The 18702-nt window shown below is 62.9% G+C and carries 21 protein-coding genes; 18 read left to right on the forward strand and 3 right to left on the reverse strand.

Annotated elements, in window-relative coordinates; all coding sequences use genetic code 11:
* Nucleotides 1–3: 3 nt before the first annotated feature.
* The 7 genes from FHY02_RS19415 (at nt 4) to FHY02_RS19445 (ending at nt 5042) form a co-directional block, all read left to right on the forward strand.
* A complete protein-coding gene (locus tag FHY02_RS19415; RefSeq protein ID WP_183925350.1) occupies nt 4–738 on the forward strand; it encodes a type IV secretion system DNA-binding domain-containing protein in 735 nt (244 codons plus the stop codon).
* The gene (locus FHY02_RS19420; protein ID WP_183925352.1) at nt 723–1226 is read left to right on the forward strand and encodes a DUF2726 domain-containing protein; all 504 of its coding nucleotides are present in this window, start codon (nt 723–725) and stop codon (nt 1224–1226) included. Before FHY02_RS19415 ends, FHY02_RS19420 begins: the two co-directional genes overlap by 16 nt.
* Nucleotides 1223–1510: a hypothetical protein gene (locus FHY02_RS19425; protein ID WP_183925354.1), complete on the forward strand. Its 288-nt coding sequence runs from the start codon at nt 1223–1225 to the stop codon at nt 1508–1510. Before FHY02_RS19420 ends, FHY02_RS19425 begins: the two co-directional genes overlap by 4 nt.
* Nucleotides 1497–2267 (forward strand): hypothetical protein, encoded by a 771-nt coding sequence (locus tag FHY02_RS19430; protein ID WP_183925356.1) that lies wholly within the window; start codon nt 1497–1499, stop codon nt 2265–2267. The genes FHY02_RS19425 and FHY02_RS19430 overlap by 14 nt, the downstream gene beginning before the upstream one ends.
* Before the next feature lie 16 nt (nt 2268–2283).
* Nucleotides 2284–3132, forward strand: a complete 849-nt coding sequence (locus tag FHY02_RS19435) for a CsgG/HfaB family protein (protein ID WP_183925358.1) — start codon at nt 2284–2286, stop codon at nt 3130–3132.
* A gap of 574 nt (nt 3133–3706) precedes the next feature.
* Nucleotides 3707–3952 carry a hypothetical protein gene (locus FHY02_RS19440; protein WP_183925361.1) on the forward strand — a complete coding sequence of 82 codons (246 nt, stop codon included), beginning with the start codon at nt 3707–3709 and terminating at the stop codon, nt 3950–3952.
* 421 nt (nt 3953–4373) lie between these two features.
* On the forward strand, nt 4374–5042 hold the full coding sequence (locus FHY02_RS19445) for a ParA family protein (protein ID WP_183925363.1): 669 nt from the start codon (nt 4374–4376) through the stop codon (nt 5040–5042).
* A gap of 388 nt (nt 5043–5430) precedes the next feature.
* Here FHY02_RS19445 and FHY02_RS19450 read toward each other — a convergent pair whose 3' ends face one another.
* On the reverse strand, nt 5431–5871 hold the full coding sequence (locus tag FHY02_RS19450; protein ID WP_183925365.1) for a hypothetical protein: 441 nt from the start codon (nt 5869–5871) through the stop codon (nt 5431–5433).
* Nucleotides 5872–6366: 495 nt separating this feature from the next.
* Here FHY02_RS19450 and FHY02_RS19455 point away from each other — a divergent pair, with 495 nt between their 5' ends.
* Together FHY02_RS19455 and FHY02_RS19460 are read left to right on the forward strand one after the other, a co-directional pair.
* Entirely contained in the window at nt 6367–6870 is a 504-nt protein-coding gene (locus FHY02_RS19455) for a hypothetical protein (protein ID WP_183925367.1), read from the forward strand.
* 237 nt (nt 6871–7107) lie between these two features.
* Nucleotides 7108–7839, forward strand: a complete 732-nt coding sequence (locus FHY02_RS19460) for a hypothetical protein (RefSeq protein ID WP_183925369.1) — start codon at nt 7108–7110, stop codon at nt 7837–7839.
* A gap of 117 nt (nt 7840–7956) precedes the next feature.
* On the opposite strand, the gene FHY02_RS19465 is transcribed toward FHY02_RS19460, so the two are convergent.
* Complete coding sequence (locus FHY02_RS19465) at nt 7957–8553, reverse strand: hypothetical protein (RefSeq protein ID WP_183925371.1); 597 nt, start codon at nt 8551–8553, stop codon at nt 7957–7959.
* 345 nt (nt 8554–8898) lie between these two features.
* Between FHY02_RS19465 and FHY02_RS19470 the strand changes: the two genes are divergently transcribed.
* From FHY02_RS19470 to FHY02_RS19480, 3 genes are read left to right on the forward strand one after another with little or no spacing between them, the layout of a single operon-like run.
* Nucleotides 8899–9996 (forward strand): ABC-three component system protein, encoded by a 1098-nt coding sequence (locus tag FHY02_RS19470; RefSeq protein WP_183925373.1) that lies wholly within the window; start codon nt 8899–8901, stop codon nt 9994–9996.
* Entirely contained in the window at nt 9989–10474 is a 486-nt protein-coding gene (locus tag FHY02_RS19475; protein ID WP_183925375.1) for an ABC-three component system middle component 2, read from the forward strand. Before FHY02_RS19470 ends, FHY02_RS19475 begins: the two co-directional genes overlap by 8 nt.
* Nucleotides 10471–12282 carry a hypothetical protein gene (locus FHY02_RS19480; protein WP_221198739.1) on the forward strand — a complete coding sequence of 604 codons (1812 nt, stop codon included), beginning with the start codon at nt 10471–10473 and terminating at the stop codon, nt 12280–12282. Before FHY02_RS19475 ends, FHY02_RS19480 begins: the two co-directional genes overlap by 4 nt.
* Nucleotides 12283–12390: 108 nt before the next feature.
* On the opposite strand, the gene FHY02_RS19485 is transcribed toward FHY02_RS19480, so the two are convergent.
* Nucleotides 12391–13284, reverse strand: coding sequence for a LysR family transcriptional regulator (locus FHY02_RS19485; protein ID WP_183925379.1), 894 nt, complete (start codon nt 13282–13284; stop codon nt 12391–12393).
* Nucleotides 13285–13429: 145 nt separating this feature from the next.
* On the opposite strand from FHY02_RS19485, the gene FHY02_RS19490 reads away from it, so the two are divergent.
* From FHY02_RS19490 to FHY02_RS19515, 6 genes are all read left to right on the forward strand, one after another.
* Nucleotides 13430–14413, forward strand: coding sequence for an aldo/keto reductase (locus FHY02_RS19490; RefSeq protein ID WP_183925381.1), 984 nt, complete (start codon nt 13430–13432; stop codon nt 14411–14413).
* Nucleotides 14414–14433: 20 nt separating this feature from the next.
* Nucleotides 14434–15288, forward strand: coding sequence for an aldo/keto reductase (locus FHY02_RS19495; RefSeq protein ID WP_183925383.1), 855 nt, complete (start codon nt 14434–14436; stop codon nt 15286–15288).
* A gap of 66 nt (nt 15289–15354) precedes the next feature.
* Nucleotides 15355–15891: a nuclear transport factor 2 family protein gene (locus FHY02_RS19500; protein ID WP_183925385.1), complete on the forward strand. Its 537-nt coding sequence runs from the start codon at nt 15355–15357 to the stop codon at nt 15889–15891.
* Between the two features lie 33 nt (nt 15892–15924).
* Entirely contained in the window at nt 15925–17091 is a 1167-nt protein-coding gene (locus FHY02_RS23130) for a carboxymuconolactone decarboxylase family protein (RefSeq protein WP_183925387.1), read from the forward strand.
* A gap of 14 nt (nt 17092–17105) precedes the next feature.
* On the forward strand, nt 17106–17735 hold the full coding sequence (gene paoA, locus FHY02_RS19510; protein WP_409322767.1) for an aldehyde dehydrogenase iron-sulfur subunit PaoA: 630 nt from the start codon (nt 17106–17108) through the stop codon (nt 17733–17735).
* Nucleotides 17732–18700: a xanthine dehydrogenase family protein subunit M gene (locus FHY02_RS19515; protein ID WP_183925410.1), complete on the forward strand. Its 969-nt coding sequence runs from the start codon at nt 17732–17734 to the stop codon at nt 18698–18700. The genes paoA and FHY02_RS19515 overlap by 4 nt, the downstream gene beginning before the upstream one ends.
* Nucleotides 18701–18702 lie beyond the last annotated feature (2 nt).

The following is an 18702-nucleotide window of genomic DNA, read 5'->3' on the forward strand; positions in this document are numbered from 1 at the left end:
GCCATGACCCTTATCGTTGAAGGCACCCTGGACACTCTCCCCGCTGCGGTGCTCCGGGACCTAGTCGAGCTGGCGCGACGCGATGGCGAGCGCCTGGTCATCATCGACAATGGCCACGATCTGCCGTCGACCATTGCCGATCCGCAGCTCGACATCCTGCTCGACCCAGCGTCCGGAAATTGGGACTTCTTTGCCGACCATCTCTCGAATGAGGATTTCGCGCGGGCGGCAGAGGCGATCACGGCCTCGCCAAACGGGGGGTTATTTTTCCATCACGTGACCGCGCTGCTGGTCGAGGAGTTCCTCTGCAGCGAAGCCGGCGAGCCGAGCGGCAGTCTCGCCGGCGTGCGGCAGCGGGCCCTGTCGACTCAACCCCTTCAGGTGAGATCGTGGCTCGAACGCCTCGAGCTTGCATCCGGTGACGAGGCGGATCGCCTGTCCTTCTCTGTGCTCGCCTACCTCATCCTGAGCTGCAGCTTTGGTCCGTATGAGGGCAAGCGGCCTCGCGTTTCGCTTCGGCGCTGGTTGGCCGGAGTGCCCGGCAGCATCCTGTTCATGGCATGCGGCCCAGGAGGGCGCGATCCCATGATTGCAGCGGCGATCGCGTGCATCGTCGAGTTGGAGGCAGCTGCCGGTCGCACCGTTCATCTCGCTGGAAAGCCGGACGAGACTGGCCAGAACATCGAGGCAAGACGCGCCCTGCAGGTGACCGGAGGTAGCCAATGGACCGGTCGATAGCTGTCCTTGTCGCCATCGTATGCGTGATCGCCATCTTGAAGGCGCTCGGCGCGGGCAACCTGTTCGGCCCACCGCGACCGGTTGCCAAGCGCTTTCTGACGGCGCGCGAGACAGCGATGCTGTCGACGCTGGAACGTGCCCTGCCCCACTGCCGCATCCACGCCCAGGTTGCGATGGGCGCGCTGCTGCAGGTGCCGACCAACCCGCTGCGCAAGCGCAAGCTGTCCGATCGCAACGCATTCTCGCAGAAGATCGTCGACTTCGTGGCACAGGACCGAGCGACTGGCGCGATCCTAGCTCTGATCGAGGTCGACGACCGCAGTCACCATGCCGGGCGCGACCGCGTACGTGACGAGATGACCGGGCATGCGGGTTACCGGACGATCCGCATCCCCGGCCGCGTCCAACCCAACTACCACGACGTCGTCGCGATCGTAGGCCACCTCCGCCTTCCGATCTCGCCGACCCTCGATGGTCAGCCCGCGTGACGCGCGTTGTTGCCAACGATGTCGCTGAAGGCGGTGCCGACCTGGCCGAGCTGGCGGTCGAGTATCGTACCCTCGCCTTCAAGATCATGGAGAGATCGAACGTCGCCGCGGCTCACCTCGTCCTCGCCGCTGCCACGTTGGCGCCCGAGTGTGAGCAGGAGCGCGAGGTCGCGGACTATTTCGGTGAGCTAGTCGCGGCCTTCGCCGCTCAGCTGGCCGCGATCCACCGGCGCAGGCGTCTGCAACACCTTCGACAGGAGGAGCAGCTCGATGGGGCTCGATGACCGTGACTACATGCGCGAGCGCTACCGAAAGCGTCAGGGCCTCGACCAAGACGAGACGACCTGGAACGACAAGAAGGCACGGCGTGAGCAGTCTAGCGCCGGCTACAAGAAGGCGGTGCCGCTCGGTAGCGCCAGCTGGATCGGTAAGCCGATCAAGACGAAGAGCAGCGGGAGCGGAGGCGGTGCCTGGTTCGCAGCAAAGAACCGCGGCTTCGACTATCAGAAGGGGCGCTTCCGCCCTCCCCCTCCCCTCTTCAAGCCGCACCCGTTGCAGGGATTGGTGCTGCTGCTGTCAGCGGTCGGCATCCTCATCCCGGCCTATCGTGAGGCAAAGCGGGCCGGCTGGTTCCCGGACAGAACACCAGAGATCGCGTTCCCTGCAACCGGTACCGTCACCGTGAGCACCGACGTCAACCCGCGCAGTGCGACCTCGCGGATGACGGTCGCAACCGACCAGGCGAACGCAGTCGTCCAGCTTTTCGAGCGCGAGACAGACGCTCACGTCATCTCGGTCTATGTTCACCGTAACGATGATGTCACAGTCCCCGTGCCTCCTGGCACCTACCGGATGGAGATCATCGAGGGGGACAAATGGCACGGCACGACGAGCTACTTTGGCCCGTCGACGACGTATGAGACGGTCGTGCGACCGATGGTCTTCACCCGCCGGCGCGGCGCCGGGATCGATCTTCATCGATCACCGGCCGGCACTCTCCATACGAGCATCAATATCAAAGATCCGAAGCCACTGAATTGAACCAAGGGAGGGTACAATGCACAGGACACTCGCACTCATATCGCTGCTGGCGCTGACAACGGCGCCGGCGCTGGCACAGAGAACCGGCAAGGGCGGCATCGGCATCGACGAGACCACTGAGGTGCCGCGATGCGACCGTTCGCTTGGGACGATCGCGCTGGTTGAGGAACGTGCCGCAGGTGGCCCCGAGGAGGGTCTACCGCCCGGTCTCGCCGCGATGATGCGGATGGCGCAGGCGCAAAATGGGGGCAGCCAGCGTGTCGACCCCCTCCCCCTTTTAAAGCTGCTCGTAGCGCAGTCAGGGTGCTTCCAGGTGGTCGACCGCGGTGAAGGCTTCGACGCTCTCCAACGCGAGCGCCAGCTCGCTGCCGGCGGCTCAGTTGCCGGAGCTAACAACCAGGCGACGCTTAAGGCCGCCGACTACCTGCTCCAGGCGAAGGTGCTCTACTCGGACAACGACTCCGGAGGCAGCGGAGGTGGGCTCGGGTCGATGTTCCCCGGCGGCCTCGGCTTCAAGCAGAAGGTCAAATCAAGCCAGACCATGCTGACACTGGTCGAGGTGAAAACCGGCATTCAGCAGGCGATCGCGACCGGGTCGGCTCGGAAGAAGGACATCTCCGTACTTGGTGGGGGCCTCCTCAATAATGCCGGCGTCGGCGCACTCGGCGGAACCTACACCAGCACCGACATGGGGAAGATCACGTCGCTCGCCATGCTCGACGCCTTCCGGAAGCTGACGACGCAGGCGCAATCGCGCATCGCGCCCGCGGCTGCACCAGCCCCTGCTCCAGCAGCGCCGACCACGGGAACGTCTCAACCTGCCGCCAACCAGACGGTCCCGGCCACAATCGCCCCGAGGCAGTGAAGAGAGGGGGGAGAGGAAAGGACGGATGGTCGATGTGCCATCCGGATCACCCTCCCCTCTCCTCCAATCCAAAGGCGCAGCGATGAAGCCGCAGATCCGCCAGCACGATCTATTTCAATCGACGGCAGATAGCTGGTGCGATGGCGCGGTGTCGAAGGCGCCGGAGTGGCCAGCTCCGCCCATCGCCATACCGTGCGGCTTCACCGCCAAAGATAATCGCCCCTGTCACCGGCTCGCCCATCGACCAGTTATGATCGAAGGCGAACATCTCACGTGCCGGGGCCGCCCTATGCTCTTCTGTGACCCGGCTTGCTATGAGGGCCTTCAGTCGACGGAAGACGCCGCGGCGAGGAGGTCCTCGTAAAATCATATGCAGCACGTACGTCACCTCAGCTCGCCAGTTTGCGGCTACTGCCGAACGCCCTTTGTGCCGTGGCCACCGGAGGGCATCATTGAGCCCTGTCAATCGTGCAAGCGGCCGTCCGCTTTCATCACGATTTCCTGGACTCGACCAAGCCGCCTACTAGTCACTGGTCTGCTGAGCGCCGGGGCGTCACTGTACGGTGTTGCCACGTTGAGCTTGATCCTGGCGTTCATCGTCATACCTTCGTCCACTCGCGAGTTTGTCAAAGCGTTCACCCTGCTCCTTTTTCTGATTGGATCGGTGCTCGCGGTGGACGGCATACTAGCCTTGCGGACGGGAGTCGATTTGACCTGGCGTAGGCTCCGGTATGGAACAGCAGCGAAGGTGATGGGCGCCGGCAAGCTGGCTGCCGCTGCCTTCGCCCTCGTGCTGGTGCTTACGGGTGTCAGCGTCTAATCAGCCGATACCGGGTTCGTCGAAACACCGGGTAATTATGGTTATCCGGTAAGCGGTTAAGCCTTGGGCCTTAGCGCCGCAGCTGCGCTGAGGCGCAGGAGCTAAAAAGCAGATCCTGAGGAGCGAGCTGGAGCTATCCCGGCATCCCGTCGATGGCGGCCATCTGCGCCAAATACTCCTACCCGGTTATCCGATAAGCGCGATAATCAGGTACGAGAACCAACCAGATGGAGGAGATTACCGGATTGGCAAAAAAACCGGATTGCCATAAAAACCGGGTGCCCGCTATAACCGGGTTATCGATGTTACCCGGTCCGACATCGAACCGGGTATGCTGGTTAATCCGGTGCGGCCGCGCACCGGTTATTTATCGGGTAAGTAGAATCATCCGATTAGCATACGTTGGGTTTGAGGAGGTTGAATGCCGACGATCGCCGTCGCGTCACCGAAGGGTGGCGCAGGGAAAAGCACAACAGCGGTCATCCTTGCCACACAGCTGGCTCATGCCGGCGTCCCGGTGACTCTGCTCGACTGCGACCCGAACCGATCGGTCAGTCTGTGGGCTTCTCGGGGCCAGCGGCCGGAGCGTATCAAGGTCATTGCTGACGTGAGCGAGTCCACCATCATCAAGACGATCAAAGAAAATGATCGTGACGGGCACATCGTGGTTGTGGATTTGGAGGGCGTGGCATCTCGCCTGATGTCACGTGCCATATCTCAGGCTGACTTGGTTCTTACGCCGATGAGGGCGACGACGCTCGACGCCACGGTTGGCTCGCGTACGGTGGCCCTGATACAAGAGGAAGAGGAAGCACTAGGTCGACCGATACCTTTATCCGTCGTCTTCACGATGACGAAGACTGTCAAGTCTAAGCAGCACTCTGGCATCGCGGCATCGCTGAGAGGGCAGGGTGTTCACGTTATCGAGCCCGATCTTCTCGAACGCGCAGCATTCTCAAGCCTGTTCGAATTTGGCGGTGATCTCTACACTATGCCGCCCCAGGGCAACGCAGACGCGGCCCGCAACAACGCCGAGCAGTTCGCCAAAGCGGTGATGAAGCGCCTGATGGAGGGCTTGAACAATGAGTGATGCCCCGTTCAGCATCGACCTGACCCGTCTGAAGAGCGTGGGTAAGCGGACGGACGAGCGTACCGTGGCCGCCGCGGACGCGACTGCCGCAGACCATGGCTTCGTCGCGCGCACAAGCCCGGCCGGACGGAGAGGGCGCCAGCCAAGCCCCCGGACTGGTCAAATCCACGCCAAGGTATTGCCGCACGTGTCCGACGCGATCGCCAATGAGGCTCAGCGCCGGGGTGTCACTCAGGGCGTCATAATCGAAGAGGCTTGGGAGCTCTACCTCAACCGAAACGAAGGGTAAGCCGTGTCCTATACCGGATTACCGCAGTTACCCGGTAATTGCGCTAATCCGGTAGGCAGCTGCAGTCGGGCTTGTGACCGCGAAACAGAGACATCGATGTCATCGAGCGGGAGCGACCGTCTCCATGTGCCGTCCTAGCTGGCTGCCCAATATCCGGGCCTCACGGTCGATCTGGTCTTCCATCATTGCCCAGATCGCCTTCGCCGCGATGCAGTAGCCCTGCGGATCACTCCGAATATGTTCGTCCGACCAAGTCGCAATATGCTCGTCGGATAGGAGGCGCCGTGCTCTGAACGCGACTAGAAAATCGGCAAGGCTCAAGCGGCTCTGTTCGTCGGCGCCCTCTAGCAGGAACGGGGAGACGACATCGCTAATGAACTTCGACCTACGGCGGCTTGCCGACGTGAGATCCAAGCGTGCGCGGCTCAAACCAGCCATGTCCCGACAGCCCTCTTCGCAATGCCGTTGTATCTCGGCGATGCCAGCTCTGATGGTTTGATGATGCCTCTCCAGTGTCTGAAGCATCTCGGCACCCTGCATGACCCAACCTCTTACCTTCGACTGTGGCGACCCGTCGTGTGGCATTATGGTTACTAAGGGGGGCCTGAGCCTCCCACACTGACGATAGCAACTCTTGTGCCGCCACTTAGGACTAAAGGCTAGAGGCGTTTTTTGCACATGCGAACGGTAAGAAAACCTGTCCCAAAATAGGCTATGCCAGGTGGACCGCGGAAGCCTGACCCTTAGGAGCAGAAGATGGAGTTATCCGACGATGACGCAACGCTGCTCAATGATGCGGGCAGATCGGCGTCGCCATTCGCTTGGACGTTCTTCGAGCTGCTGCCTAAGGACGGAACGCGTTGGGGACGTACGCTCATCGCGATCGGGACGGCGGAAACGGAAGGGAGTTCTGGACCCAGACACGAGGCTCTCGTTGTCGATATAGGGGAGACAACGCCGCAGCTCCCACACGTTATGACAGGTGAGGGGAGGGTAGTGCGCCGAGGTTGGGTGAAGGTTACCACGGGCGATGTCATGATCCATCGTGCCGCGCTGCGCGGGCGTGGCCTCGGCTACCTCGTCCTGAATGCCTCGATTAGGTGGGCCCAGCTGCACCACCGGGACGCTGCAGTGGAGCCGATCACGCTGGTGCGTGCCGCGAATAGCAGCGATGAAGAGTGGAGCCATGAGCTCGCGAAGCTGACGGGCTTCTATGGCCGCTTCGGCTTCCGTTGGCGCTCCCCCCCGATTGAGGCAGGTGTGCGGCACTATCCCTCAGAACCGATGATGGTCTCGGACCTGACCACGGTCGACGAGGCGACGTTGCCTTTGATCCGAAGGATCGACATGCCGGCCAGTCTCACGCGCATTCTACAGCGCCTTCACGACGGAGCTGACGATCGCGCAACGATCAAGGCGCTTAGTGTCGCTTTGAAAAATAGACGCGAGAGGTGGCGGATCGTCGGCTACCGGCTTAGCTGGTTGGGTTGGGCGGCAGCGCTTACGATTGGTTGGTTTGCCGCGAAGTGGACTCCATAGAATGGCTGCTATTGCCGATAGTCCTACGTAAGGCTGACACATGCGTTGCATCCGGCCGACGCCGTGATTGAGGGCTAGCCCGTGACCTCGCTCAGATTATTTCCTTATAACCCTACTTTTCATATCGATCGGCTTGCTCTTGGACGACCTCAAGTTTTTCACCTTGGTCCGCGGCTCGCCACGCGAGGACCGACTTTGCAGTTGTCAATCTAGCTCGTTTTAAAGCTCACTCAGAAGATGCAGGAAAAGGAGGTGCGAGTGGAGGGATCGGGCGAGATAGGTTATGGCGAGCGTTATGTCGCATTCCTTGACGTGCTTGGGTTCAAGGCCCTTGTATTAGAGGCTGATCGTCATCGGGATGAGCTGGATAAAATTCTCGCCAGCCTACGAGGATTCAGAGAGGTACTTGAGCGCTATGACGCAACTGAGTTGCGCTTCTCCCAATTTTCCGACAGCGTCATAATAAGTGCCCCGCGAACAGAACAGGGGATGACCTATCTTTTCGAAGCATGTGTGCGGGTGTCGACGCGCCTTCTAAAAGAGGGTGTGCTCGTTCGAGGTGGGATAGCGCTGGGAAACGTAATGCATACTAGCCAGGTTGCATTTGGCCCGGCGATCGTCGCCGCGTACGAGGCCGATACGACAGGTGGGCCGCCCAGGATTCTCTTAACTCCAGAGGTCGTCGAAGAGGGAATAGAAAGCCGCCTCTTACTCGACAAGTGGCCGAAGATTGTCGTCCAGGATGACTATGATGGGCAGATGATGCTGAACATTGTTCTTTTTGCGGCCACCGCGCAGCGCGGTATGTCGGCTATCCTTGATCTTGACGCTGGCACGGCTATCGCACGGTGCATTCGACAGAACTGTAGCGAGAAACACAATATACCGGCGGTGGTCGCTAAGTGGCGATGGTTTAAGCGGTACTGGAACGATGCTGTTGATGAAAACGGCTTTCTACCCAGGGCTTAATCTATAGCTTTCAGGATCACCCTTCTAGCTACCAACACGCTTCGTCCACGAATGCCGCGTCTCGTGTGCTGCTGGGCCCATAGATCGTAGATCGTCGACTTGGCAGGCAATTTCAACCTACCGATTGCGGCGCGGAGGCGTATGCCCTTTCAGCTGTTCTGGGGTGAAGGCTGGTGACGGTGGCGCCTGCGCCCTGATATGCCCAACGTAAAGGTAATGTCGCGCAGCCTCGTTGACGCTGGCTAGTGCAGCGTGCAAGGCCTCATTGTTAACGTTCAGACTTTGAACAAGCTGTACCCCGTCGTCGCTGTCTAGCTTGTGCCTTAGCCTGCTGACAGTGCTCATGATCCGCTCCGCATGTTCAAGCATCTGAGTAAGATGAAAAATGACGTCACTCCCAAACAGCCACGCCAGCTGCTCCAAGCGGGCTGAAAGGTCACGGCTGCGCGCTTGTTCTTCGAGGGGGCTCTGAGGCGGACGATTATCGTCCTCCGCCAAGACAGTGAGGACCATATCCATGATATCGCGAGTGAAATTGCTAAGAGCCTTAAATCGCTTGTCATGTAGGTCCGTGAACAGCTTTCGTTCTGCCGTGCGGGCTTGTCGTAACTGAAACCATATTGTCCAGACACCGACTATCAGCACCACCGCCGCTTGTATCAGCGGACCAAATATGGGCCTTATCTCCGTCCACAATGGCGATTGATCGCCCATTACCCATCTTCTCCGTGGATGAGGCCTTAGAAAACATGCGGATTATTGCCGAAGAACGACAGCGGCCTTGAGTGTCGTTAAGGGTAAACCCTGATTGGCAGAGCGGCTGCCAACTCGTCAATCAGGGTTTCTTATCCTGCCCCTTGGTTAATCGTTGGAAACGACGGCAGGTAAGCGCCCTGGTAGCGGATGTCTGACGTTGGATAGCGTCGTCCAACAAGCAGCGTGCTCATGGCGTGAGGTCGTCCTTTGCCGAAGTTGGCCGATCGTTCGGTTCCAATTGCCTCTGTCCGAGACCGCCCGGATTGGCTACGCCATGGTTCGAACGGGGAGCTAGGACAGAGCTTGGTCGAGAGTGCCGACCTGAAGGAGGTCAATCCGAAGGGGATCGTCCACGTGGCGTCGGTCGATCATGTCCAGGCCGGCTTGCCAATCCCGAAAGTATCGCGCGTACAGGTCTTCTCGCCCGACGACTGGGAGGAGTTTGTCGAGGAATGGACCAGCTCGCTGAAGGCGAACTACGCCATGGTCCGCCGCTTCGCAGGCGCCGGCGACATGGGCATCGACGTGGCTTGCTTTACCAGCAATGAAGGCTTTTCAAAGCCGTGGGACAACTATCAATGCAAGCGGTATGACCACCCGCTGAGGCCAGCCGACATCCACGTCGAGATTGGCAAGATCGTCTACTACACTTGGCTTAAAGAATATACCGTTCCACGAAAGTACTACTTCGCAGCTAGCCGCGATGTCGGGACGACCGCGGCAAAACTCCTGCTTGATCCCGTTAAGCTTAAGGCGAGTGTCAGGCAAGCCTGGGAGAAGCAATGCAGGTACGCAATTACATCCAAGGCCGACGTTGCGCTGGAGGGAGGGTTGCTGAGCCACTTTGAAGCGTTCGACTTTGAGGTCTTCGGTTCGACGAGCGTCCTTGAGATGATCGCCCGGCACGAGACAACCAGTCACCACGTAATACGCTTTGGCGGCGGGCTCCCGCTTCGGCCGGCCGTGGCTGCCCCCCCGGACGAGCCCAGCCTGCACGAGAGCCGCTACATACGCCAGCTGCTGGACGCTTATGGGAACCACTTGGCGGCACCGCTGTCCGATCTGGCAGCGCTCGGGGCGCATGCCTCGCTACAGCGGGACTTCGTCCGGCAGCGCGAGCGATTCTACAGCGCCGAGGCGTTGCGGAATTTCTCGCGCGATACAGTGCCGGAGGGGACATTTGACGCGCTGCAGGAGGAGATCTTTCAGGGCGTTGTAGACGTCTCTGAGGCTTCGCACGCGACCGGATTAGACCGGATGAGGGCGACCATCGCCCAAGCGGCGCAGGTCTCGTCGACCTCGAACCCGCTCGCGCCGACGACACGCGTCCAGGACCGGCAAGGCATCTGTCACCAGCTCGCCAACGACGATCGGCTGACGTGGATGCGATCAAATGGTTAGGCGCGCGAGCCCCTTCAACAGCCCGCTGGAGACCGGAATCCGGGCGCTTTCGATACTCGAGGCGGCGCATCCGGAGGCCTGCGACCTGCACCGGCTTGTCGAGCTGGACTACCTCGTTGTCCACTCGGGGGACGCCGGAGGGCCCGCCAGCCTACACGCGGCGTTGCCAATGAGGGCGGGCGAACTACTGGTACGCCGGGAAATAATCGAGCAGGGCCTGCTCCTGATGGCCAGCCGCGGGTTGGTCGAACGTGTCGTTGGCCCCGGCGGCATCAGCTATCGCGCCGGCGAGGCAGCCAGTCCCTACATGGCCGCGCTCCGCGCGCCGTACTCGATGGGCCTTCGCGCAAGGGCGCTATGGGTGATCGGGGCCTTCGGGCATCTGGACACGGACGCAATCCGAGCGATCACCAGCCGCTTCTTCGATAGATGGACGAGCGAGTTCCAACTGACACAATTGCCCGGGCGCGCGTCGTGAACGGCTACCTGCGCCTCGACGCGTTGCGCTTCCAAGGCCCCGCGAAGAGGGCGGAGGTCGTGTTCCGGCCTGGCGTCAACGTCATTTGCGGCGCGTCAGAGACTGGCAAATCATTCCTCGCCGAGGCAATCGACTTCATGGTGGGCGGCTCCGAGCTGAAGGAGATACCGGAGCGCGAGGGCTACAGCTCCATCGAGCTCGGAATGTCATGCACCGACGGAACGGCCTGGTCGTTCGAGCGCGCGACGACCGGGGGAGACTTCATCCTCCGGAGGGGAGAGGGATCGGAGAAGCTGCGGCAGTCCCACGCGCACGAGCGGACGGACAACCTCTCCGGGTTCCTGCTGGAGAAGATCGGGCTACTCGGACGGCGCATCCTAAAAAGCAGCGGCAAGGGAACAACGAACAGCCTCAGCTTCCGGAACCTCGCGCGACTCGTCATCGTCCAAGAGGGAGAGATCCAGCAGAAGGGATCGCCATTCTGGGGTGGCCAGTTCACGCTCAAGACCGCCGAACTCGCGACAATTAAGCTCCTCCTGACAGGCATCGATGACTCCGCCGTGGTTTCGACCGCCTCCGACGAGCCGGACAATTCCAGCCAGATCGCACTCTTGGACGAGCTGATCGCGGATTTGGTTTCGGACATCGCTGACATGGGCGAGGAGCGGCCCGAACTTGAAGATCGGCTCAGGCTGCTGGATGCCTCCGCGGCGCTATATAGGGATAGTGTCGCAAGCGCACAGCGCGACCTTGACGAGCAGTTGGCCCGGCGCCGGGAGCTAGTGGCGCGGCGTCACGAGATCGACGAGCGCCTCGATGAGATCGTAGAGGTCGATGCGCGGTTCAGGCTTCTCGGCGAGCACTATGCGGTTGACCTTGAACGGCTCAAAGCAATCCAGGAGAGCGGTACCCTCTTCGCATTCGTCCAGCGGGTCGCGTGTCCTTTGTGCGGGGCGGCGCCCGACGCCCAACACGTTGACGACGATTGCGATGGGAATGTCGCCGTCATTGTCGAGGCAGCGACCGCGGAGATCGCGAAGATTGACAAGCTCCAGACCGAGCTGGCTTCGACGATCCTCGATCTAGCCGAGGAACGTGAGAGGCTTGCACAAATCTGGGAAGGGGTAGAACAGGCATTCCAAGGGGTGGATGGCCAGATTCGTCAGACCATCGGGCCGGAGGTCGAGGGGGCCAGGTCGCTCTTCACGGACGTCGTCGAGGCTCGTGCGGTTGTCCGAGGTTCGCTTGACCTATACGATCGACTGGCCAAGCTCGAGCGGCGGCGCTCCGAGATCGATGGGGCCGACGCTGGTCCTGTTGAGCAGTCGAGAGTGGCTGTTGGTCTGACAGATGCGGTCGCACACCAATTCTCAATGAAGCTCGAGCAAATCTTGAGGGCTTGGAATTTCCCAGGTGAATGTCGCGTATACTTCGACAAGGACGTGAGCGACTTCGTGATCGACGGCAAGCCGCGAGGTAGCCGCGGGCAGGGATTGCGCGCGATCACCCACGCAGCCGTCTCCATCGCGCTGCTCGAGTTCTGCCAAGAGCATGAGCTGCCGCATCCCGGCTTCCTCGTCCTCGACTCCCCCTTGCTCGCCTACTTCAAGCCTGAAGGGGACGAGGACAGCGCGCTCCAAGGCACTGACTTAAAGGAACGGTTCTACGCCTACCTTAAAGCCCATCATGGTAGCGAGAGCCAGATCATCATCGTCGAGAACCAGCATCCGCCTGATCGCGAGCTAGACGGGCTCAGCGTCACGGTGTTCACTCGCAACCCGGCAGAGGGAAGGTACGGATTGCTATAGCAATTTGAGCAGCAATGGCCGGGCATCACCAGCTCCTGCTCTCTTTCGGCTTTAGCATCCTTGCAGCAAAGGTCAGGCATTGCACATGGTGATTTACGGCATCACGCTTCAACCTCGGTAACGCAGCGCTTCGAGTAAAAGATTGAACGCGGGCGAGGGCTGTCGACGGCTGGGATAGTAGAGGTAATATCCCTCAAAGGGCTCGCACCATTCGTCCAGCACGCGCACGAGCCGTCCGCTCGCCAGATGATCCAGCACGTGGTCCTCCAGCATGAACCCGATGCCGCTCCCGGCTAGAGCGGCCTGCGCGATGAGGTCGACATCGTTGAAGACGAGCTGCCCCTCCGTCTTCACCTTGAGCTCCTTGCCGTCACGCTCGAACTCCCATGCGTACAGGGCGCCGGATCCCGGGAAGCGCAGATTGATGCATGAATGGTGCGCCAAGTCGTACGGTGACGAAGGTGTTCCGCGTTCGGCGAAGTAGGAGGGAGCCGCGAAGGCTGCCATGCGCAGCTTGGGGCTGATCGGCACCGCGATCATGTCCTGCTCGAGCCGCTCGCCGAGCCGCACACCGGCGTCGTACCGGTCGGCCACAATATCGACTAGACCCGCCTCGACGTTGACCTCGACGTTGACATCCGGGTTGTCCGCCGTCACGCGCTTGATCGCCGGCCAAAGCACCTTCCTGGCAGCGTGAGCGCCCGCCGTGATGCGGACCGTACCCGCGGGCTTATCCCGCAGCTCCGTCAACGCCGCCAGCTTCTGTTCGATGTCGTCGAGCGCCGGACCCAACGTCTCGATCAGCCGCTCTCCAGCCTCGGTCGGCGCGACGGAACGAGTGGTCCGTGTCAGCAGGCGAAGTCCTAGCCGCGCCTCCAGCCGCCGCATTGCATGACTGAGTGCCGACTGTGAGATGCCGAGACGCGCGGCAGCCCTGGTGAAGCTGCGGTCTTCCGCGACGGCCATGAACATGGCCAGGCTGCCCAGCTCCTCTCTCTTCATCCGCCCGCCCGCGTGGTCTGTTTCATGACGTCAGGTCATAGACCCAAGCGATTTGGCCTGTCTAATCCGCGGACCTCACATGCGCTAAATCATCGTCATGGCGACGCGAACGAGCGTTGATCCGCGAACGACAGGATCAAGCGAGATGCAGAAGCGAGAACTTGGCCGTGGGGGCCTCGAGGTATCCGCGTTAGGATTGGGCTGCATGGGGCTGAGCTTCGGCTACGGCCCGGCGACCGACCGCGGCGACGCCGTGAAGCTCATTCGCGCCGCGTTCGACCGGGGCGTCACCTTCTTCGACACGGCGGAGGCCTACGGCCCGGGTCACAACGAGGAGGTTCTCGGCGAAGCGGTCGAGCCGTTCCGCGACGAGGTCGTGATCGCCACCAAGTTCGGGTTCCGAGACGGGAAGCCAGCCGACGGAGCGGACAGTCGGCCCGATCGCATTCGGCAGGTGGCGGAAGAGTCGCTGCGCCGGCTGCGGACGGACCGTATCGACCTTTTCTACCAGCACCGCGTCGATCCTGACGTGCCGATGGAGGACGTCGCGGGCGCCGTGAAGGAGCTGGTCGATGCGGGCTCCGTCGGGCACTTCGGGCTGTCGGAGGCAGGGCCTGACGCGATCCGGCGTGCTCACGCGGTCCATCCGGTCGCGGCGCTACAGAGCGAGTATTCGATGTTCTGGCGCGAGCCGGAGAAGCAGATTCTGCCCCTCCTCGAGGAGCTGGGCATCGGCTTCGTGCCATTCAGCCCGCTCGGCAAGGGATTCCTGACAGGCAAGATCGATGCGTCCGCGACCTTCGGTCAGGACGACTTCCGCAGCATCGTACCGCGCTTCCAGGCCGATGCGCTGGCCGCGAACCAGGCGCTCGTCGACCTGGTCAGCTCGATCGCCGCGGAGAAGAAGCGGACGCCAGCGCAGGTCGCTCTGGCGTGGCTTCTCGCGCAGCGGCCCTGGATCGTGCCGATCCCGGGCACGACGAAGCTGCACCGTCTCGAGGAGAACCTCGGCGGCGTCGACGTGGAGCTGACTTCGGAAGATCTCGCGCGGATCGCTCGGGCGCTCGACCGGATCGAGGTCCAGGGCGACCGCTACCCGGCGTCACACCAGCGCCTGATCAACCGCTGAGCGCGCGGGGAGACATCGACATGACCACCGTCCCGACCGTCACGCTCAATGACGGCAACAGCATGCCGAGCCTCGGCTTCGGCGTCTTTCAGGTGCCCGACCTGGCCGAGTGCGAGCGCAGCGTGCGCGACGCGATTGATGTCGGCTACCGTCTGCTCGACACCGCTGCCTCATACGGCAACGAGGAAGCCGTCGGCACGGCGATCCGGCAGCATGGCATCGATCGTGCCGAGCTGTTCGTGACGACCAAGCTGTGGGTCCAGGACGCCAGCTACGAGGGCGCCAAGGCCGCCTTCGAGCGCTCGATGAACAAGCTCCAGCTCGACCACCTGGACCTATATCTCATCCACCAGCCGTACGGCGACGTGTATGGCGCGTGGCGCGCGATGGTCGAATTGCAGCGCGCCGGGCGGGTGCGCTCGATCGGCGTGAGCAACTTCTACCCTGACCGGCTGGTGGACTTCGTCCTCCACAACGAGGTGAAGCCGGCGGTCAATCAGATCGAGATCCACCCGTTCCACAGCCAGGAGGATGCGGAGGCGATCCTTCGCGAGCACGCGATCCAGGCCGAGGCGTGGGGACCGCTCGCCGAGGGCAAGAACGGCCTGTTCTCGAACGACGTGCTGCGCTCGATCGGCGAGAAGCACGGCAAGAGCATCGCGCAGGTCGTGCTGCGCTGGCTGAACCAGCGCGGCATCGTCGCCATTCCCAAGTCGGTACGCAGGGAGCGCATGGCCGAGAACATCTCGATCTTCGACTTCGCGCTCGACGCGGAGGATCTCGGCGCCATCGCGACCCTAGACCAGAAGGCGAGCAGCTTCTTCGACCACCGCGACCCGGCGATGGTGAAGTGGCTCGGCGAACGGAAGCTCTGATGTGATCTCCTGGCCGATGTCACGGCGTCGGCCTTCCACCTTCGACCTCATGCGGGAGCAGTTGCGATGGACATTCGATCGACTCAGCGAACGAAGCGGCTTCGCCTGGTAGGCGCCGTCGTCCTGTCGGTGCTGCCGGTGCAGCCCCTGCTCGCGCAGGACACGCCGGCACCGCCGACGGAGACGATCAGGACAGCCGCCACGCATACCGCGGCCGAGCAGCAGATCATCGACCTGTCGAAGACCAAATGGGACTGGATGGCGAATAAGAAGGTCGACGAACTGGCGACGCTCTTCGATGATCGGGCCATGTTCACCCACATGGGCGGAACGTGGGGCAAGGCCACGGAACTCGCCACCATCAAGAGCGGCGGGATCTGGTACAAGAAGGCATCGATCTACGCGGTCGACGTGCGGGTGTTCGGTGACACCGCGATCGTCCTCGAGGACCTGGACCTGGAGGCCGTTGTCGGCGCTCGTACCGTCACCAATCCGTTCATGGTTACGGAGGTCTACAACAGGCGGGCTGGGCAGTGGCGCCTGGCTCAGCTCACGTTCTCGCGGCTCGTTCGTCCGGTGAAGGCGAGCGCTGGCGGCGATTGATCCAGCCCGGGGATCGGAATGGGAGACGAAACGATGAAGGTCGCTTCTGCAACTGCCGCCGCGCTGGCGCTGGCGGTGCCGGTCGAAGCGGAGGAGCGTGCGTCGGTTGCGCCCAGGAACATGCAGGCGATCGCGCCGGCGCTCGCCGGCTACACCGACCGGGTGCTGTTCGGCGACGTGTGGGTGCGTCCTGAGCTGCCCCCGCGTGACCGGAGCATCGTCACTTTATCGGTGCTGATTGCGACCGGCAAAACAGCGCAGATGACGAGCCATCTCGGTCGTGGCCTCGATAACGGCATCAAGCCGTCCGAGGTCGCAGGCATGGTGACGCAGCTCGCCTTCTACACCGGATGGCCGAACGCGGTGTCGGCCTTGAACGAGGTCGAGAAGGTGTTCGCCGAGCGCCACGTCGATCTGGCGTCGCTTGCGACGATGCGTCCGGCCACCGCGCCGCTCCCCGGCTCCGATCCCGCGCGTGCGGCGACCGTGAGCAGGAAGCTCGATCCGATCGCGCCCAAGCTCGCGGAGCTTACCAACAACGTCGTGTTCGGAGATCTGTGGCGGCGCACCGACTTGTCGCCGCGCGACCGCAGCCTCGTCACCATCGCCGCGCTTGCCGCAGGCGGTGATGGCAACCAGCTCGCCTTCCACGTTCAACGTGGTCTCGAGAACGGGCTGACACAGCCGCAGATCGTCGAGGCGCTGACCCACCTGGCCTTCTACGCGGGGTGGCCGAAGGCGAACGCCGCCATCGACGTCGCGGCCAAGGTGTTCGCCCAGAAGGAGGTTGTCGCGGTGTCCGACGTACAGATCATCCATCCCGGTCAGGACCCGACGTCCGGCCCTGCCGAGTATTTCACCGGCAGCGTGTCGATCGCGTCGCGCTTCAAGAGCACTGGCGATGCGCGCCTTGGCGGCGCGACGGTGACGTTCCAACCGGGCGCTCACACGAACTGGCACACGCATCCGCTGGGGCAGCTGCTCATCGTGACGGCGGGGCACGGGTGGGTTCAGGTCGACGGAAAAGCGGCGAAGCCGATCGCGACGGGCGACACCGTCTTCATCTCGCCGGGCGTCAGGCACTGGCATGGTGCGGCACGTGAAAGCGCGATGACCCATGTCGCGGTCTCGGAGGCACAGGACGGCACGTCCGTGACCTGGCTCGAACCAGTCGCCGACGCCTTATACAACAAGCTGTGACGGGAGAGACGGCGATGATGAGCGAGATCGAAATGTCGAGGCGCGGGGTGCTCGCCGGCAGCGCCGCCAGTGCGGTCGCCGCCGCAGCTCCCGCCGGCGCGACACCGCAGCGGACACCCGCGAGCGCCACCCCGACCATGCCGGTGCGTCTCACCGTCAACGGGGAGAAGCGCGAGCTGGCGCTCGACCCGCGCACGACGCTCCTCGACGCGCTGCGCGAGCATCTGCACCTCACCGGCACCAAGAAGGGCTGCGACCACGGCCAGTGCGGCGCCTGCACGGTGATCGTCGAGGGGCGGCGGATCAACGCGTGCCTCAGCCTCGCGCTCCAGCACGACGGTGACGCGGTCACCACGATCGAGGGGCTGGGCACGCCCGACAAGCTCCACCCGATGCAGGCCGCGTTCGTGAAACATGACGGATACCAGTGCGGCTATTGCACGCCGGGACAGATCTGCTCGGCGGTGGCGGTGCTCGACGAGATCAAGCGCGACGTGCCGAGCCACGTCCAGGACGACCTCACCGCCAAGGCGCGCTTCACCAACATGGAGCTGCGCGAGCGGATGAGCGGCAACATCTGCCGCTGCGGTGCCTATTCGAACATCGCCGAGGCGGTGGCCGAGGTGGCGGGAGAGCGCGCATGAGAAGCTTCACCTACGAGCGCGCCACCGACGCGGTCGCCGCGGCGCGCGCGGTGGCGCAACGGCCCGGCGCCAAGTTCCTGGCGGGCGGCACCAACCTGCTCGACCTGATGAAGCTGGAGATCGAGACGCCGACGCACCTCGTCGACGTGCAGGACCTCGGCTTCGACAAGATCGAGAAGACCGCGGAAGGCGGCCTGCGCATCGGCGCGCTGGTGACCAACACCGACCTCGCCGCCGACCCGCGCGTGCGGCGCGACTATGGCGTGCTCAGCCGCGCGATCCTGGCGGGGGCCTCGGGCCAGCTGCGCAACAAGGCCTCGACCGCGGGCAACCTGCTCCAGCGCACGCGCTGCCCGTATTTTTACGACACCAACATGGCGTGCAACAAGCGCAAGCCGGGCGACGGCTGCGCCGCGATCGGCGGCTATTCGCGCCAGCTCGGCGTGATCGGCGTGAGCTCGTCGTGCATCGCCACCTTCCCCGGCGACATGGCGGTGGCGATGCGTGTGCTCGACGCGGTGGTGGAGACGGTCGACGCGAACGGCCAGCGCAGAAGCATCCCGATCGCCGACTTCCACCGGCTGTGGGGCGACCATCCCGAGCAGGACACGACGCTGCGCCCGGGCGAGCTGATCACCGCAGTGGTGCTGCCCAAGCCGCTCGGCGGCCAGCATTTCTACGAGAAGGTGCGCGACCGTGCGTCCTACGCCTACGCGCTGGTGTCGGTCGCGGCGGTGATGCAGCGCGACGGCAGCGGTCGGGTGGCGTTCGGCGGCGTCGCGCCCAAGCCGTGGCGGGTTGAGGCGGCAGAGGCACTGCTGCCGCAGGGCGCCGCGGCGGTGACCGCGCGCGCCTTCCAGGGCGCCACACCGACCAAGGACAATGCGTTCAAGCTGCCGCTGGCGACGCGCGCGCTCGCCGCGGTGCTCGACCAGGCGGGCACGCCGGCGCAGAAGAAGGGTTGAGG

It is taken from the genome of Sphingomonas sp. BK069, from assembly GCF_014193405.1.
Classification (GTDB): domain Bacteria; phylum Pseudomonadota; class Alphaproteobacteria; order Sphingomonadales; family Sphingomonadaceae; genus Sphingomonas.

What these genes read in the sequence shown, in the direction of transcription:
- FHY02_RS19450 (WP_183925365.1), bottom strand. Translation starts at nt 5,871, where the DNA reads ATGCAGGGTGCCGAGATGCTTCAGACACTGGAGAGGCATCATCAAACC.
- FHY02_RS23130 (WP_183925387.1), top strand. Translation starts at nt 15,925, where the DNA reads ATGAAGGTCGCTTCTGCAACTGCCGCCGCGCTGGCGCTGGCGGTGCCG.
- FHY02_RS19515 (WP_183925410.1), top strand. Translation starts at nt 17,732, where the DNA reads ATGAGAAGCTTCACCTACGAGCGCGCCACCGACGCGGTCGCCGCGGCG.
- FHY02_RS19485 (WP_183925379.1), bottom strand. Translation starts at nt 13,284, where the DNA reads ATGAAGAGAGAGGAGCTGGGCAGCCTGGCCATGTTCATGGCCGTCGCG.
- FHY02_RS19455 (WP_183925367.1), top strand. Translation starts at nt 6,367, where the DNA reads ATGATCCATCGTGCCGCGCTGCGCGGGCGTGGCCTCGGCTACCTCGTC.
- FHY02_RS19500 (WP_183925385.1), top strand. Translation starts at nt 15,355, where the DNA reads ATGGACATTCGATCGACTCAGCGAACGAAGCGGCTTCGCCTGGTAGGC.
- FHY02_RS19420 (WP_183925352.1), top strand. Translation starts at nt 723, where the DNA reads ATGGACCGGTCGATAGCTGTCCTTGTCGCCATCGTATGCGTGATCGCC.
- FHY02_RS19475 (WP_183925375.1), top strand. Translation starts at nt 9,989, where the DNA reads ATGGTTAGGCGCGCGAGCCCCTTCAACAGCCCGCTGGAGACCGGAATC.
- FHY02_RS19490 (WP_183925381.1), top strand. Translation starts at nt 13,430, where the DNA reads ATGCAGAAGCGAGAACTTGGCCGTGGGGGCCTCGAGGTATCCGCGTTA.
- FHY02_RS19465 (WP_183925371.1), bottom strand. Translation starts at nt 8,553, where the DNA reads ATGGGCGATCAATCGCCATTGTGGACGGAGATAAGGCCCATATTTGGT.
- FHY02_RS19435 (WP_183925358.1), top strand. Translation starts at nt 2,284, where the DNA reads ATGCACAGGACACTCGCACTCATATCGCTGCTGGCGCTGACAACGGCG.
- FHY02_RS19430 (WP_183925356.1), top strand. Translation starts at nt 1,497, where the DNA reads ATGGGGCTCGATGACCGTGACTACATGCGCGAGCGCTACCGAAAGCGT.
- FHY02_RS19460 (WP_183925369.1), top strand. Translation starts at nt 7,108, where the DNA reads ATGCAGGAAAAGGAGGTGCGAGTGGAGGGATCGGGCGAGATAGGTTAT.
- FHY02_RS19445 (WP_183925363.1), top strand. Translation starts at nt 4,374, where the DNA reads ATGCCGACGATCGCCGTCGCGTCACCGAAGGGTGGCGCAGGGAAAAGC.
- paoA (WP_409322767.1), top strand. Translation starts at nt 17,106, where the DNA reads ATGATGAGCGAGATCGAAATGTCGAGGCGCGGGGTGCTCGCCGGCAGC.
- FHY02_RS19495 (WP_183925383.1), top strand. Translation starts at nt 14,434, where the DNA reads ATGACCACCGTCCCGACCGTCACGCTCAATGACGGCAACAGCATGCCG.
- FHY02_RS19415 (WP_183925350.1), top strand. Translation starts at nt 4, where the DNA reads ATGACCCTTATCGTTGAAGGCACCCTGGACACTCTCCCCGCTGCGGTG.